The sequence below is a fragment of the Microbacterium sp. G2-16M genome, assembly GCF_055809115.1.
This window is the reverse complement of record NZ_CM147897.1, coordinates 1885808-1901693: the sequence shown is the minus strand read 5'-3', so window position 1 is coordinate 1901693 and position 15886 is coordinate 1885808. Positions and strand designations below refer to the sequence as shown.

Annotated in this window: 15 protein-coding genes; 2 read left to right on the top strand and 13 right to left on the bottom strand. The window is 68.9% G+C overall.

The genetic code is table 11. From position 1 onward, the window contains the following. Positions 1-82 precede the first annotated feature (82 nt). The 10 genes from AC0L6F_RS09000 to AC0L6F_RS08955 form a co-directional block, all read right to left on the bottom strand. Positions 83-1342: an ABC transporter substrate-binding protein gene (locus AC0L6F_RS09000; RefSeq protein WP_473537604.1), complete on the bottom strand. Its 1260-nt coding sequence runs from the start codon at positions 1340-1342 to the stop codon at positions 83-85. Next, positions 1339-2541, bottom strand: coding sequence for a branched-chain amino acid ABC transporter permease (locus tag AC0L6F_RS08995; protein WP_473537602.1), 1203 nt, complete (start codon positions 2539-2541; stop codon positions 1339-1341). The genes AC0L6F_RS09000 and AC0L6F_RS08995 overlap by 4 nt, the downstream gene beginning before the upstream one ends. Continuing rightward, positions 2538-3422 carry a branched-chain amino acid ABC transporter permease gene (locus tag AC0L6F_RS08990; protein ID WP_274636234.1) on the bottom strand — a complete coding sequence of 295 codons (885 nt, stop codon included), beginning with the start codon at positions 3420-3422 and terminating at the stop codon, positions 2538-2540. Before AC0L6F_RS08990 ends, AC0L6F_RS08995 begins: the two co-directional genes overlap by 4 nt. Continuing rightward, entirely contained in the window at positions 3419-4297 is an 879-nt protein-coding gene (locus AC0L6F_RS08985; RefSeq protein WP_473537601.1) for an ABC transporter ATP-binding protein, read from the bottom strand. Before AC0L6F_RS08985 ends, AC0L6F_RS08990 begins: the two co-directional genes overlap by 4 nt. Continuing rightward, the gene (locus AC0L6F_RS08980; RefSeq protein WP_473537600.1) at positions 4294-5067 is read right to left on the bottom strand and encodes an ABC transporter ATP-binding protein; all 774 of its coding nucleotides are present in this window, start codon (positions 5065-5067) and stop codon (positions 4294-4296) included. Before AC0L6F_RS08980 ends, AC0L6F_RS08985 begins: the two co-directional genes overlap by 4 nt. Positions 5068-5191: 124 nt before the next feature. Next, a complete protein-coding gene (solA, locus tag AC0L6F_RS08975; protein ID WP_473537598.1) occupies positions 5192-6367 on the bottom strand; it encodes an N-methyl-L-tryptophan oxidase in 1176 nt (391 codons plus the stop codon). 11 nt (positions 6368-6378) lie between these two features. Then, complete coding sequence (locus tag AC0L6F_RS08970; protein WP_473537597.1) at positions 6379-7218, bottom strand: substrate-binding periplasmic protein; 840 nt, start codon at positions 7216-7218, stop codon at positions 6379-6381. 47 nt (positions 7219-7265) lie between these two features. Continuing rightward, the gene (locus AC0L6F_RS08965) at positions 7266-7961 is read right to left on the bottom strand and encodes an amino acid ABC transporter permease (protein WP_473537596.1); all 696 of its coding nucleotides are present in this window, start codon (positions 7959-7961) and stop codon (positions 7266-7268) included. After that, entirely contained in the window at positions 7958-8605 is a 648-nt protein-coding gene (locus AC0L6F_RS08960) for an amino acid ABC transporter permease (RefSeq protein ID WP_259612880.1), read from the bottom strand. Before AC0L6F_RS08960 ends, AC0L6F_RS08965 begins: the two co-directional genes overlap by 4 nt. After that, a complete protein-coding gene (locus tag AC0L6F_RS08955; protein ID WP_473537594.1) occupies positions 8602-9396 on the bottom strand; it encodes an amino acid ABC transporter ATP-binding protein in 795 nt (264 codons plus the stop codon). Before AC0L6F_RS08955 ends, AC0L6F_RS08960 begins: the two co-directional genes overlap by 4 nt. A 105-nt stretch (positions 9397-9501) precedes the next feature. Between AC0L6F_RS08955 and AC0L6F_RS08950 the strand changes: the two genes are divergently transcribed. Then, positions 9502-10410 carry a LysR family transcriptional regulator gene (locus AC0L6F_RS08950; RefSeq protein ID WP_473537593.1) on the top strand — a complete coding sequence of 303 codons (909 nt, stop codon included), beginning with the start codon at positions 9502-9504 and terminating at the stop codon, positions 10408-10410. Between the two features lie 152 nt (positions 10411-10562). After that, positions 10563-12206, top strand: a complete 1644-nt coding sequence (locus AC0L6F_RS08945) for an aromatic amino acid ammonia-lyase (RefSeq protein ID WP_473537592.1) — start codon at positions 10563-10565, stop codon at positions 12204-12206. A 22-nt stretch (positions 12207-12228) separates the two neighbouring features. Here AC0L6F_RS08945 and AC0L6F_RS08940 read toward each other — a convergent pair whose 3' ends face one another. The 3 genes from AC0L6F_RS08940 to AC0L6F_RS08930 are packed head-to-tail and all read right to left on the bottom strand — an operon-like array spanning position 12229 to position 15886. Continuing rightward, positions 12229-13413 (bottom strand): acyl-CoA dehydrogenase family protein, encoded by a 1185-nt coding sequence (locus tag AC0L6F_RS08940; RefSeq protein WP_473537590.1) that lies wholly within the window; start codon positions 13411-13413, stop codon positions 12229-12231. Next, positions 13410-14285, bottom strand: coding sequence for an amidohydrolase family protein (locus AC0L6F_RS08935; protein WP_259612873.1), 876 nt, complete (start codon positions 14283-14285; stop codon positions 13410-13412). The genes AC0L6F_RS08940 and AC0L6F_RS08935 overlap by 4 nt, the downstream gene beginning before the upstream one ends. Beyond that, a complete protein-coding gene (locus AC0L6F_RS08930) occupies positions 14282-15886 on the bottom strand; it encodes an AMP-binding protein (protein ID WP_274636229.1) in 1605 nt (534 codons plus the stop codon). The genes AC0L6F_RS08935 and AC0L6F_RS08930 overlap by 4 nt, the downstream gene beginning before the upstream one ends.

The window sequence follows — 15886 nt, the reverse complement described above, 5'->3', positions numbered from 1 at the left end:
GGTGGCGCGCGCCATGCCGTGGCTGACACGACGATGCCCGCCCGCGGAGCGCGGACGGGCATCGGTCGGGAGGTGGGGACGATCAGAAGCCGGGGCCGCGTCCGCCCTGTGCGACGAAGGATGCCGCGAGCGCCTTCAGGCTGCCCGGGGCGGCCGGGTCGTACGAGAAGATCGACGACGTGTCCGGCTGCAGTCGGTCGGCCGCCGGCCCGTAGGTCATGTCGCCGTTCAGGCCGAGATAGCTGACCTTGTCGAGCTCGTCCATCGCCTTCATGATGCCCGGTCCGGACAGGTCGCCCAGGGCGACGGCCTTCTCCAGGATCGTGGTGGCCGTGATGGCCTGCATGAAGCCGTACACGTTCTGCATGGTCGGCGTCTTGCCGAGCTGGTCGGTGAGCATCTTGATGCCCTCGATCGAGCTGTCGTCGAGGTCGCCGGCCAGACCGGTGATCATGAAGTGGTCCTTCAGATACCCGGCGATGTCGGTGTCCTTGAACGACTGGGCGATCGCGAAGAACTCGGCCAGCCAGGTGGGTGAGTAGCTCAGCTGCGTGGCCGCGGCCACGAGGTTCGGCACGTTGTTGGTCGCACCGCCGAACACCACGACCTCGCACTTCGCGTTCTTCAGCGTCTGCACCTGCGCCGTGAACGCCGTGTCGGTGGGGGCGAACTCGGCCTTCGGCCCGACCTTGAAGCCGAGCTGCTTGGCCGCGTAGTCCAGGCCGTCCTGCCGGGCCTGCCCGGACTGGTCGGCCTGGATCATCGAGCAGACCGTGGAGTCCTTGGTGATCTCACCCTTCTCGAACATGTACGCCAGGGCGTTCCACACGTTGGACTGGTAGGACGTGAACGTCATGCCCAGGTTCTCGTCCTTGGTGAAGCGCGAGCTCTGGGTCGACGGCAGGGCGACGGCCTTGTCCTGCCGCAGGATCGGCAGCAGGGCTTCGGTCGACGCGTCGCCGAGGACGCCCGAGAGCATCACGACCTGGTCCTTGACCCGCTGATACTCCTGCACGGCCAGCTGGGGGTTGTACTGGTTGTCGGCGGTGACGACCTTGACCTTGTACTTGCCGTCGATGCCGCCCTTGGCATTGACGATGTCGTAGTACGCCTGCTGACCGGCCACCTGCTCGTTCGAGGAGGGGGCGAGCGGACCGCTGAGGGCGGTCATCTGACCGACGTGGATGACGCCGTCGGACATGTCGAAGCCGGGCACGGACTTCAGCTCGGCGGTCTGACCGGCCGACGGCTTGTCGCCGCCGGTGGTCTGGACGGCGCAGGAGGTGAGCAGCAGAGCGGCTGCAGCGGCCATGGCGAGGACGCCGGGAGTGCGGTTCTTCACGGTGTGGGTCCTTCCTTCTCGGGTGTGGATTGCTGGTTCTCGGTGGTGGGCGGGGATTTCTCGGTGCGGGATTGCGTCGTCGTGGCGGTGGAGGGAGTGGTGGTGGAGGACGTGGATGCCGCGGCGCGGGCGGGCATGCGGAAGAACGAGATGAGCCCGCCCCGGCGGAACAGCAGGAAGACGACGATGAGGATGCCGTAGACGACCAGGCCGAAGCCCGAGACGCTGATCCCGCCGTGCTGGCCGGGCTTGGCGATGAACGGCAGGTAGTCGGCCAGCCAGATCGCCACCACGGGCACGAGCCCGATGAACAGCGCGCCCAGGACCGGCCCCCAGATGCTGGCGAGGCCGCCGATGACCACGATCGCGACGTATTGGATCGACAGGTCGAGGCCGAAGTTCTCCGGGCGGATGTACTGCAGCAGCACCCCGAGCAGCCCGCCGGCGATGCCGCCGAGCACGGACGACACGATGAATGCGTTCATCATCGACGGCAGGCGCTTGACGCCGAGCACTTCGGCGGCCAGGTCGTGATCGCGGATGGCCTGCATCGCCCGGCCCGAACGCGAGCGCACGATGTTCGCGGTCAACAGCAGCACCAGGGCGAGGATCCCCCAGCACAGGATGAACATGCCCTGCTCGCGGGTGAGGAGGAAGGGGCCGACCTGCAGGGCGGCGAAGTCGACCGGACCGATGGCGACCGGGGCGGTGACCACGGTGCCGTTCAGACCCCCGGTGAGGGCCGGCAGGTTGCGGGCGGCATAGATGCCGATGTAGACCAGCCCGAGCGAGACGATCGCCAGGTAGGGTCCGCGCAGGCGGAGGGCGAACGGCGCGATGGCCGCACCCAGCGCGCCGGCGAACAGCCCCGCCAGCGGCAGCCAGAGCAGCAGCGGCAGCCCCAGCTCGCCGCCCAGCACCTGGCCGGCGAAGGCGCCGGCCCCGACGAAGAACGCGTGCCCGAGCGAGATCTGCCCGGCGTAGCCGGTGAGCAGGTTCAGCCCGGTGCAGGCGATGGCGGCGACCGCGGCGGTGGCCAGCACGGTGAGCACGTAGCTGTCGGCGATGTTCAACGGGATCGCGACGATCGCGATCACGAACACGGCCGCGAGGATCTTCTTCGTGAGGGTGTCGAACAGGCGCGGTGCGCGGGTGCGCGGGCGGGTCGCGGGCGCGGCGTCGACGGTGGCGGCGGTCATGCGCGTCGGATCTCCTTCCGGCCGAACAGGCCTGCGGGGCGGATGAGCAGGATCGCGAGCATCACCACGTAGGGGACGACATCCGAGAATCCGGATCCCCAGCTCTCCGGGACCAGCGAGACGGCGAACTGCTGGACCACGCCGATGATGAGGCCGCCGATGACGGCACCCAGCGGCGACTCCAGGCCGCCGAGGATGATCACCGGCAGGGCGAGGAACGCGTACACCTCCAGGCCGGGCCGGACGCCGCCGCCGACCGTGGTCGACAGGACCACGCCGCCGAACGCGCCGAGCGCTCCGGCGATGCCCCACGAGATGCCGTAGACCAGCCGGGTGCTCACGCCCTGGGCCATGGCCGCCTCGCCGTCGATGGCGGTCGCCCGCAGGCTCAGGCCGATCCGGGTGAACCGGAAGAACAGGTAGAACGCGAGCAGCAGCAGCGCCGTGATCGGGATGAGGGTGGCGTCGCGTGCGGTGATGCCGATCCCGCCGATGCGGATCACGTTCAGTGCCCAGGGGTCGTTGAGGTTCAGCGAGTCGCCCGGCCAGATGGCGGTGACGATGGGGGCGATCGCGATGGTCACCCCGAACGTGACCAGCAGCGCGACGAAGTGGTCGGTGACCCGGTGCACGACCAGCGCCTCGAGGGCGACGGCGAACACGGCGACCACGGCCATCGCGATGATCACGCCGATCCAGAACGGCAGTCGGGCCTGATGGATGAGGGCGTACGCGAGGTACGCGCCCAGCACCACGAAGCTGCCCTGAGCGAGGTTCAGGATGCCGGAGGCCCGGGCCACGACGACGAAGCCGAGCGACAGCACGGCGTACAGGCAGCCCAGGGCGATGCCGGAGACGAGGATCTGCAGGATGTCGGTCATCGCAGCGCTCCCTTTCGCGTGCGCGGCGCCTTCCGGGTGAGACCCTTCGGGATCTTCAGCGCGATGTTGCCGGTGGTGGTGGGGTCTTCGGCGTCGTCGGACTCGTCGCCGAGGTAGGCGGCGATCACCCGCGGGTCGGCGATCGCGGCTCGGGGCGACTCGATCGTGATGGTGGTGCCGAAGTCCAGCACGAGCGAGCGGTCGCCCAGCCGGGTGACCAGCCCCATGTCGTGCTCGATCATGACGACGGTCAGGTCCAGTTCGCGCTTGGCGACCAGGATCCACTCGGCCAGTTCGTCGGTCTCGTCGTCGTTCATGCCGGCGGCCGGCTCGTCCAGCAGGAGCAGCCGGGGCTCGACGGCCAGCGCCCGGGCCAGCTCGATCCGCTTCTTGATGCCGTACGGCAGGTCGCCGATGGGGCGGCGCAGGTAGGCGCCCAGGCCCATCAGGTCGATGAGCGGCTCGCAGGCGCGGCGCGCCGCCGCCTCTTCGCGACGTGCCCGACCGAACCAGACGGCGCCGGTGAGCACGCCGGAGCGCATCAGCCGGTGGCGGCCGAGGACCACGTTGTCGAGCACGTCCATCTGCTCGAACAGGGCGAGGTTCTGGAACGTGCGGGCGATGCCGAGACCGGCCAGCGCCGAGCGCTTGGCGCCCAGCAGCGGGGCGCCGTCGAACGTGACGGTGCCGCCGGTCGGGCGGTAGATGCGGCTGATGACGTTCAGCAGCGATGTCTTGCCGGCCCCGTTCGGGCCGATCACGGTGAAGAACTCGCCGGGCTGCACGTCGAACGAGACTCCGCGAAGGATGTGCAGCCCGCCGATCGTCAGCTCGATGTCGCGCACATCCAGCAGGGGTGCCGCATCCGTGCTCATGCCGCCTCCTCCGCACCGAGGCCGAGCAGCAGCCGCTGCAGACCCTCGTCCTCGCGCAGGTGCGCCGCGGTGTCCTCGTGCACGATCCGGCCGTGCTCGATCACGTAGCCGCGGTCGGCGACCGACAGCGCCATCGTCGCGTTCTGCTCGATCAGCAGCACGCTGGTGCCGGCTTCGCGGATGGCGCGGATGGTGTCGCGCACGAACGTGACGAGCTTCGGCGACAGGCCGAGGGTCGGCTCGTCCAGCACGAGCAGCCGGGGCGAGGACATCAGCGCGCGGGCGACGGCCAGCATCTGCTGCTCGCCGCCGGACAGCAGGCCGGCGGCCTGGTCGCGACGCTCGGCCAGGCGCGGGAACAGCGCGAACATCTGCTCGCGGTTGGCCCGCAGCTGGGCGCCGCGGACGGTCGTCCCGCCCATCTCGAGGTTCTCGGTGACCGTCATCGCGCCGAAGATGCGTCGACCCTCCAGCGTCTGGGCGACGCCGTGCCGGACGATCGTGCGTGGCGAGCGGCGGGTCAGGTCGCCGCCGAAGCTGCGGATGTGTCCGGCGGTGATCGTGCCGCCCTGCGCGGGGAGGAGTCCGGTGACGGCCCGCGCCAGGGTGGACTTGCCGGCGCCGTTGAGCCCCATCAGAGTCACGACCTCGCCGTCGTGCACAGTGAGGTTCACTTCCCGCAGGGCGGTGATCGACCGTCCGTACCGGACGCTCACCCCCACGACATCCAGGGCGGGCGCGGCAGGCGGATGCTGCTGTTGAGTCGTCACGGCGTCAGGTCCTCCTCGACCTTCGTCGATCCACATCGCTGCGGATCCGATCGCCCCAGTATCAGGTAACCTGAGACTCAAGTCAAGGGGACAGCAGGTAACTCTTCAGCAGTGTGCCGGTTGGTCAGGCCCAGACCGGATGGAACCCCCGGTCCGTGAGCGCCGCGCGGGTGATCTGAAACGGTGAAATCTCGTGTTCCGTCGCCCCGGCCGTCACGAGGTCGGCGAGGATCGAGCCGACGAGGGCTGCGAACTTTCCCGCGTGCCCGGCGCCGACGAAGACGGCGACGTGCGGACTTCCCGGCAGAGTGTCCAGGATGAAGTCGCGATCGGGGGTCAGGTCGTAGACGCACGTGCGGCTCATGAGGACCGGGCCGACGCCATCGGGCAGATGGCGTCGCAGAAACTCCACGAGGTAGGCGGCCTCTTCCGCATCCGGGTCGAATCGACGCTGGTCACGTTCGATGAAATGCGCGCGCATGTCGCGCCCGATCTTGATGGCGGCCTCTCCGTAGACGGGAAAGCCGTAGAAGTCGCCGTAGGCCTCGCCGTGGTACAGCCAGACGGGGAAGTCCTCGGGTCGGAACGCGTTCAACTGCGGTGTCGCGACGTATGTCACCTGCTCCTGAGACAGGGTGATGGGCAGGTCGAGACCGAGATCCGCGGTCAGGTCCTGGATCCACGACCCCACGGCGACCACGAGGTTGTCGGCGTCGAAGGCGCCCGCCGAGGTGGACACCGACACTCCGCGGTCACGGACGTCGATGCCGGTCACGGTCGTACGCGGGAGGAAGGTCACGCCCGCCGACAGGGCGAGGGATGTCATGGTCGAGACCGCTCGACGGATGTCGAGCAGACCGCCGTCCTGCTGGAAGATCCCGACGACATCGTCGTCCAGACGCCACTGCGGGTAGCGGGCCCTGATCTCGTCGACGGTCAGGTTCTCGTACGGATGGGATCGGGCATCCAGTGCCGCCTTGTATGAGTACAGCACGTCCTCACCGGGAGTGCCCGTCTGGGCCAGATCGAGTCCGCCGGTGCGGGTGTACAGCTGCATCCCCGACCTGTTCTCGATCGTCTCCCACGCGCGGAACATCGCCGGTGTCAGTCCGGTGTAGTCAGTGCTCTGGTAGGCGTGACGGATGATCCTCGAGTGATCTCCGGACGAGCCGAATCCGTGGATGAGATCGAACTGCTCGATCACGAGCACGCGGTCCGCCCCGGCGTCGGCCAGCGCGTACGCCGTGGCGCTGCCGATCGCGCCGGCGCCGATGACGATGTGCGAGTATCCGCTGCCCATTTCGTCCGCATTCACTTTCCGGTCGCCGCGAGCGACGGGTCGAGACCGTTCGCGCTCAGGATGTCGGCGATGCTGCCCTCGTCGAGCAGCGTGGCGATGTCCGCATTCATCGCCTCGGTGAGCGAGGCCGCCTTCTTGTTCAGCAGGAGGACGACGTCGTTCGGCTTCTGACTGGAGGGGATGTCGGCGGTGGGCGCGAGCAGCTTGGCCGTGAGTGCCGTGTCCTCGGCGGCACGCAGCGAGGCCTCGGCGCTGGTGAAGGCCCCGGCATTCACCCGCCCGTTCTTGATGTCGGCGATCAGCGATGCCGAGGTCTGGTAGACCTTGACGGCGTCGGCACCCAGTGCGGCCTGGAACTCCGCGTTCCACAGGTACCCCTGGATGACGCCGAGCTGCTTGCCCTTCAGGCCCGCCAGCGAGTCGATGCCATCACGGGAGAGGATCGCCGCCTGGTCGAGGTACATCGCATCGGTGAGGCTGAAGCTCTTGGCTCGATCCGGGCTCGCATATACGCCTCCGATGGCGATGTCGGCGCGTCCGGAATCGATCGTCGAGGGGAGTGCCGCCCCGGCGACGGAGGAGATGTCCAGGGTCAGGCACTCCATTGTGGCGATCTTGGCGACGATGTCGCCGTCGACGCCCTTGATCGTCCCGCCATCGTCGACCGTGTACGGGGGAGACACGTACGCGGCGACCGTCAGGGTGCCCGGCGTGATCGTCTCGAGCTCCGCATGGGCGGGGCTGCAGTCGGCCGGGCTGCTGCTGCCGGCGGCGGTGGCCGCGCATGCGCTCAGCGCGATCGCCAGCATGGCGGTGACGGCCACGGCCGGCGCAGTTCGTGTGATGGACATCGGGTGCTCCTTGTGGTGTTCGGGTGTCGTGCGGTCGGTGTGCCGCGTCAGAACGGGATGCTCTTGCTCGGCAGCGGGGGGTGGCTTATCTGCGGACGCGGACGTCTGCGCCGACGGATGCCGAGCAGGGCGACGCCGATGAGTGAGACGACCCCGTAGAGGATCCCCGCGAGAGTGAGCGGCGGGAGGAATTGGAACGTGATGGTGCCGGCGTTGTAGGCGCGGCTGAGAAGCTCCGGCACGGAGATCGCGTACGCGAGGGATGTGCCCTGGAAGGTGATGATCGAAAGACCGATCAGCGGGGGGATGACGATCCGGACGGCCTGGGGCAGCACCACCAGGCGGAACTCGTTCCAGCTGCTCAGCCCCAACGCCCGACTGGCCTCACGCTGTCCCTTCGGTACGGCCTGGATGCCGGCGCGGAACACCTCTGCCGAGTAGGCGCCCGTCGTCAGGGCGATGGCCAGCACCGCGGCGGGAAAGCTGCTCAACAGCACGTTCACCTGCGGCAGGCCGTTGTAGACCAGATACAGCAGGATCAGCGCCGGAAGACCGCGGCCGATCTCCACGATCGTGATCACCGGCCAGCGGAGGGCGCGGGGTGAGGCCAGGGTCCCGACCGCGAGCACGATGCCGAAGGGGAGGCCGAACACGAGGGAGAGCACCGTGAGCTGCGCTGTGACCAGCAGGCCGGGCAGCAGCGTGGGCAGCAGGAGGCCCCATTGGCTCAGCAGATCGTTCATGCGCCGACCAGCCTTCTGGACAGCCGGCGGTCCACGGCGCGTCCCAGAACGGCGACCGGGATGCTCAGGGCGATGTACAGAAGCCCCGCGACCGCGAAGTTGCCGAGGCCGTTGAGATCGACCTGCGTCTGCTGATTGGCATAGAACGTGATGTCCTTCGCGCCGATCACCGAGGCCACCGCGCTGTCCTTCAGCAGGCCGATCGCATAGGTCGCCGCAGGCGGGATGATGGTCACCACCGCCTGCGGCAGGATGACGGTCCGCGCCGAGGCGAGGCGTGGCATCCCGAGTGCGGTGGATGCCTCCCACTGACCTTTCGGCAGGCCGTCCAGGCCGGCGCGGTAGATCTCCGTCAGGTACGCGGCCGAGATGAGGCCGAGTCCGATGACCGATGCCTGCAGGGTGTCGAGCTTGACCGCACCCGAGCCGATGCCGTAGTACACGATGAACAGCCAGACCAGTGGTGGGACGGCGCGTGTCAGCTCGACGACCGCCAGCGCGGGCAGCCGCAGCCACCTCCTCGGCGATCGCCGCAGGAGCACGAGGGGAACCGCGAGCACGGCCCCGACGACGAACGACAGCACCGTGATGAGCACCGTCGTCCCGACGCCTCTCGCGAGCAGTTCGAGCAGGTCCCACATCATCGGCCTCGATATGCGGTGAGGAACTGCTGGATGCGGGCGTGCTGGGGGGTGCGCAGCAGGATCTCAGGCGGGCCCTCCTCGAGGATCGCTCCGTCGCACATGAAGATCACCCGGTCGGACACGTCCTCGGCGAACTGCATCTCGTGGGTGCAGACGATCATCGTCATCCCCTCGTCCGCGAGCCGGCGCATCGTGCTGAGCACCTCGACGCTGAGCTCGGGGTCCAGGGAGGCGGTCGGCTCGTCGAAGAGCATGAGCTGAGGATCCATCGCCAGAGCGCGGGCGATCGCGATGCGCTGCTGCTGACCTCCTGAGCACTGCGCGGGCTTCTTGTCGGCGTGTTCGGCCAGACCCACACGCGTCAGCTCCTGCTCGGCCCGGATGCGTGCGTCCGCCTTGGATCTGCCCAGCGTGTGCATCTGGGCGAGCATCACGTTCTCGTACGCGGTCAGATGCGGGAAGAGGTTGAACTGCTGGAACACCATGCCGACATCGCGGCGGAGGGCGTTCAGGGAGCGGCGATCCGAGCCGACGATGCGCCCGTTGAAGCTCATCGTCCCCGAGTCCGGCGATTCCAAGCGGTTGATGCTGCGCAGCAGGGTGCTCTTTCCCGCGCCGCTGGGCCCGATCAGCGCGATCACCTCGCCGGCGTGGACATCCAGCGACACCTCGTTCACGACGGTGACGTGGCCGAAGGACACCCGGATGTCGGAGAGCTGCAGCAGCGGTGTTCCCTCGCTGCTCGTCACCACGTGCGCGGGGCGGGATGTGGAGCGACTGCGCTGTGTCACGGTGGGTCACCACTTCTGCTCAGACGACATCGGCTTTGGGCCATCATTGCGCGGCGGGAGCGGGATCTGAAACAGCTTCTCTGCCCGGATGTACAATCAATGGTTGTGGATTCGATCCGGCGCCTCCGCGCGTTCGTCGCGCTGGCCGACAACCTGCACTTCGGGCGTACCGCGGCGCAGCTGTTCGTCTCGCAGCAGGCGCTGAGCAAGCAGATCGCCACGCTCGAGGCCGAGGTCGGGGTCACGCTGTTCACGCGCACGACCCGCGCCGTCGAACTGACGCCGGCCGGCGAGCTGTTCGTGCAGGCCTGCCGCCGAGCACTCGCCGAGCTGGATGCCGGTGTGGAGGCGATCCGCGGCGACCCGGGGATCCTGCAGCTCGGTCTCATCGTGCTCGGTGCCTTGGAACTGACCGAGCCGATACTGGCGGAGTTCCGCCACGCGCGACCGGGCTCCGAGATCGTGACGCGACAGTTCACATTCGCCGACCCGAGTGCGGGCCTGGCCGACCGCTCCTCGGACGTCGCCGTCGTGCGCCTTCCCATCGACGTTCCCGGACTGCGCACCGAGCGACTTTTCGTGGAGCCCCGCGTCGTGGTCGTACCGTCCCGCCATCCCATCGCCGCGCAGCCGGATGTCGCGGTCGCGGAGCTGCTCGGCGAGCGGATCACGGTCAGCAACGCCACCGATGAGCGCTATCACCGGTTCTGGACCCTGGCCGATCATCGCGCGACCCCCATGCCTGCCCCGATCCTCGCCCGTTCCCACGCCGAGGAGATCGAGATCGTCGCCTCCGGACGTGCCCTGAGCATCTCGTCCGCCTGTGCGGCCCGGCTGACCCCGCATCCGGATGTCCGGTTCGTCCCGATCCGGGATGTCCCCGGCACCGAGTGCGCGATCGCGTGGCGGGCTGATCAGGAGAGTCCGCTCATCCGCGACTTCGTCGACGCGGCACGCCGCGTGCGAGAGCGGGAGACCGCACTCGTGTCATCGATCGAGCATCCCGGCCGCTGACACGGCCGATCCCTTTCACAACTCGGGATTGTCTATCCGGACGCACTCGCTGTTTCCGTCCGCGCTGTCGGCCGGGGCACGATCGCAGGGAGGCGTGATTCGCCTGTCCCGGACCGACGAAGGTCCGGGCACCGATGCGGAACGGATGGATTATGACTGTCATCATCTCGGGTGAGGGGCTCTCGGTCGAGCAGATCGCCGCTGTGGCCAATGGCGAACCGGTGGAGATCACCGGCGATCCGGACGTGCGGGCACGGATGGAGCGGTCGAGGGACGTCGTGCGTGATGCGCTGGCCCGCGGTGAGGCGGTCTACGGGGTCTCGACCCTGTTCGGCGCCATGGCCGACCACCACGTGCCGGCCGACCAGCTCGTCGAGCTGCAGCGACTGGCGCTCTGGCAGCACAAGACGGCGACCGGGCCGCGGCTTCCCGCCGAGGAGGTGCGCGCGGCGATGCTGCTGCGCGCGAATTCGCTCGTGAAGGGGGCATCGGCAATCCGCCTCGAGATCGTCCAGCGGTACGCGACATTCCTGAATGCGGACGCCGTGCCGCAGGTGTACCAGCGAGGCTCGATCGGAGCCAGCGGCGACCTCGTGCCGCTGAGCTACATCGCGGGCGCGATCCTCGGGCTTGACGCCGGGTTCCTCGTGGACTACGAGGGGGAGGAGTTGGACGCGCTCACCGTTCTCGCACGACTCGGCCTGGAGCCCCTCGAGCTGCAGCCGAAGGAGGGGCTCGCGCTGAACAACGGAACGGCAGCGTGCACCGCGGTAGCGGCTGTCGCGGTGAACCGTGCCTTCGACCTGGCTTCCGTCGGCTTCGGCGTGCATGCGCTGTACGCCCAGGCGCTGTTGGCGACGGACCAGAGCTTCGCCCCGTTCGTGCAGGCGGTCAAGCCGCACCCGGGCCAGATTTTCACGGCCGCCGCGATGATCGATCTCGTGACCGGTTCGGCGGCCATCCGCAACGAGGAAGGGGGTGCGCGCGATCGCCCGGAGGGGGTGCTCATCCAGGACCGGTACTCGCTGCGGTGCCTGCCGCAGTACATCGGACCCATCGTGGACGGGATGGTGACGGTCAAGCGCCAGATCGAGGTGGAGTCCAACAGCGCGAGCGACAACCCCCTCGTCGACGGGGAGCGCGGCGAGATCCTGCACACCGGGAACTTCCTCGCCCAGTACACCGGCGTCGCGATGGACCAGCTGCGGTACCACCTGGGACTGATGGCGAAGCACATCGACGTGCAGACGGCGCTGCTGATGGCACCCGAGTTCAACCACGGTCTGGCACCGTCGTTGACCGGGCACATGGACGGCATGAGCGTGGGGCTGAAGTCGCTGCAAGTGGCGGTCAATCAGATGATGCCGCTGATGGGCTTCTACGGGCAGTCGATCGTCGACCGCTTCCCCACCCATGCGGAGCAGTTCAACCAGAACGTGAACAGCCAGGCGATGAACTCGGCCAACCTTGCACGTGAGACCCTCGACGTCTTCACGCACTTCCTGGCGGTCTCGCTGTTCGTGGCGGTGCAGGCGGTCGAGCTGAGGGCGAAGCAGATGCGCGACACCTACGACGCCCGGGAGATCCTCTCGCCCGCCACGATCGGACTGTATGAGGCGGCGCGCGCTGCGGCGACGCCGAAGCAGATCGGCGACGGACCGCTGATGTTCAACGACATGGATCAGCTGGTCCAGCCGATGGTCGAGGGCCTGATCGCCGGGCTCGACACGGACGGGTCCATACTGCGTTCCGTCGATGCCGTGAACCGAAAGCTCCGCGCACACGACGATCGCTGATCGGCGCACAGGCCGGCTGCGGTCAGCGGACGAACGCGCTGTGCCCGGTCAGCGCTCGGCCGACGATGAGCGTGTTGATCTCGCGGGTGCCCTCGAACGTGTACATCGCCTCGGCGTCGCCGAAGAAGCGCATCGCGTCGCCGGTGAGCAGGATGCCGTTGCCGCCCATCGTCTCGCGGGCCAGCGCGACCGACTCGCGCAGACGGTCGGCGGCGACGCGCTTGACCAGGCTCGCCGACACGTCGTCGGCGATCGGATGGGTCGTCGTGCGCACCGCGAGCGCGAGCGTCTGGGCGATGTTGCCGACGATCTGCACGAGCTTGTCCTGGATGAGCTGGAAGCCGGCGATGGGGCGTCCGAACTGCTCGCGGTGCTGCGCATAGTGCAGGGCCGCGACATATGCCCCCAACTGCATACCGGCCGAGCTCCAGGCGATGTCGGCCCGCAGTCGGCGGAATGCCCGGTTGATGTCGCGGAACCCCTCGATCCGCGGCAGGCGTCGTTCCTCGGGCACGAGCACGCCTTCGAGCAGGATGTCGGCGTTGTGCACGAGCCGTGCCGCGCCCTTGTGCGCGATCACGGTGCGGCGCACGCCCGGAGAGTCGGCGGGCACGACGAACGCGAGCACACGATCCCCGTCGGCCTCGCGGGCGACGATGACGAGGTTGTCCGAGATCGTGGCGTTGCCGATCCAGCGCTTGGCGCCGTCGATCACCCAGCCGTCCGCGGTGCGCCGCGCGGTCGTGGCCATCCCGCCGGCGACATCCGAGCCGTGGTCCGGCTCGCTCAGGGCGAAGCATCCGGTGAAGCTGAAGTCCAGGATGCCGGGGTCCCAGGCGGCGATCTGCTCCGGGCTGCCGCCGGCGTGGACGAGGGTGCGGAACATGCCCACCTGGCCGCCGTACGTGATCGACATGGCCAGATCCAGCCGGCACAGCTCGAGGGTGACGAATCCGCGGTACAGCGGGCGCAGCATCCCCTCGTCGTCGAGGAGCTCGGGCGCATCGAGCAGATGCAGCGCGGCCAGAGGACGGCGGAAGTCGGCGAGGTTGTCGCCGCGTTCCCACCGCTCCACGAGTACCGGACGCACGTTCTCGTCCAAGTACGCGCGCAGCTCGGCCAGCTTCGCCTTCTCGGCGGCGGTCAGATCGTCGGCGAAGCCGAGCAGGTCTCCGGGATAGTCCAGTTCCACGGGGCCGTCGGTCATGATCCCCCTTCGAGCCCCAGCAGGCGCACGGCGTTGTCCTTGAGCACGAGCCGGACCACCTCGTCGGGCAGCTCGAGCCCGGCGAAGTCGCGCAGCCAGCGGTCGGGGGTGAGCGCCGGGAAGTCCGAGCCGAAGAGCATCTTGTGCTTCAGATAGGTGCGGGTGGCGCGCACCAGCGCCGGGCTGAAGTACTTCGGCGACCACCCGGACAGGTCGATCCACACGTTCGCCTTGTGCGTCGCGATCGAGATCGCCTCGTCCTGCCATGGGACGCTGGGGTGCGCCAGGATGATGGGGAGTTCCGGATGCCGTGCCGCGACGTCGTCCAGCAGCATCGGGTTGGACAGGCCCAGCCGCAGACCCAGTCCTCCCGGGACGCCTGCACCCACCCCGGTCTGCCCGGTGTGCACGACGATCGGCAGACGCAGCTGCTCGATGGCGGCGAACAGCGGGTCGAACTCGGGCGCCGACGGGTCGAAGCCCTGCACCGTCGGATGGAATTTGAACCCCCGCACCCCGAGGTCGCCGGCCTGCCGGTGCAGTTCGGCCAGCGCCGCGTCGCCCTGCAGCGGATCGACCGACCCGAACGCGATGAGGGTGTCGGCGTTGCGCGCCGCGCCCGCCACGATGTCGTCGATGCTGTTCGGGGCATGACCGGTGTTGGTGGTGGCATCCACCGTGAACACCACGGCCATCATGTCGCGCTCGCGGTAGTACGCGGCGGTCTCATCGACGGTGCGGGTCGGCTCGCCGCTGCCGAAGTAGCGGTCCATCGCCTCGCGCTGCTCGTCGGATGCGCCGAAGTGGCCGCTGTCATCGACCTGGATGTGCACATGGGTGTCAATGGCGCGGATGCGGTCGAGATCGGTCATGCGGACCCCTTCTGGTTGCGATCGCGCACGACCTCGTCCCGCAGCGAGCCGATGTCGACCTTGCCGGTGGGCGTGCGGTCCATGGAGGCGCGGAACAGGATGTGCCGCGGCTTCTTGTACCCGGCCAGCAGGCTGTCCACGTGGGCGAGCAGCTCGTCCGGGGTGACGTCCGCTCCGCGCTGCACCACCGCCGTCACGACCTCGCCGAACCGGGGGTCCGGGGCGCCGAGCACGACCGCGTCCGCCACGGCGGGATGGGACAGCAGCGCCTCCTCGACCTCGAGCGGGTAGACCTTCTCGCCGCCGGTGTTGATGACGCCGCTGCCGCGGCCGAGGAACTCGATGTGACGGTCGTCCTCCACCCGGACCCAGTCGCCGGGCACCACGTGACGGACGCCGTCGATGATCGGGAAGGTGGCCGCCGTCTTCTCGGCGTCGCCGTGGTAGCCCAGCGGCAGTGCGCCGCGCTGGGCGAGCACGCCCAGCGCCCCGGGCCGGTCCTGGATCTCGTGCCGCTGCTCGTCCAGCACGACCGCGGTCGGGAACAGCTGCGGCCGCCCCGGCAGATCGTCGACGCCGGTCGTGGTGGTCACGGCGAACCCGCCGCCCTCGGTCGAGGCCAGCAGGTCGAAGATGGAAAGATCGCCGAGCTCGTGCAGCCGGCGCTTGCTCTCCGGGCTGAACCGCATGCCCGAGCTCATCACCGACGTGACCGTCTCCAGACGCACGCCCAGCCGCTCGGCGGCGTCGACCAGCGGGATGGTCACCGCGTCGCCGGCGACGATCACCCGGGTCGCGTGCGCAACGTTGGCGAATCGCACGGCGGCTTCGGCGTCCAGCCGGGCCGAGCCGGTGATCAGCACGGTGCCGCCGATCGTGAGGGTGTTCATCGACGTCGTCAGCGCCGTGCCGTGCATGAACGGCGCCAACGGCAGGTTCACCATCGGCGGATACGAGCGGTCGCTCGCGATGGCCACGGCCTCGTCGAGGGTGTGCGGCCACGGGCGCTCGGAGAGCGAGTAGGTGGCGAACATCTGCACCTCGAACATGTCCTGCTCGTCCCAGCGCACCGCCTTGGGGCGGCCGGTCGTCCCGCCGGTGTAGATCCACAGCTCGGCGCCGTCCGGGGCGGCCGGCGGCAGCGGGGTGTCGCCGGCGACCGCGTCCGCCCAGCTCAGACCCGGCGCGGGCGCGGTGTCGTCGTCGACGACGCTCAGCAGCAGCACGTCGCCGGCGGCCTGGGCCGCGGCATCCGTCGCCACCGGCGTGAGCGAGGTCGGGTGGATCAGCACCGCGGCGCCGGAGTCGTCCAGCAGTGCGGCGACCTCGCCCGCGCGCAGCCGGTAGTTCAGCGGCACCGGGATCATCCCGCTGGCCAGGCAGGCGAAGAACGTGATCAGGAACTCGGGACGGTTGTACAGAAGGATCGCGACGGCATCGCCCGGGCGCACGCCGTGCGCGCCCAGGGATGCCGCCAGGGCGCCGGACTCGCGGGCGAAGCGCTCATACGTCCAGCGCTCGCCGTCGATGCTCTGCAGGGCCGTGCGGTCGGGCAGGGCGCGTGCGACGGCCTGCCACAGGTCTGCGTAGTGTGCTCGCAT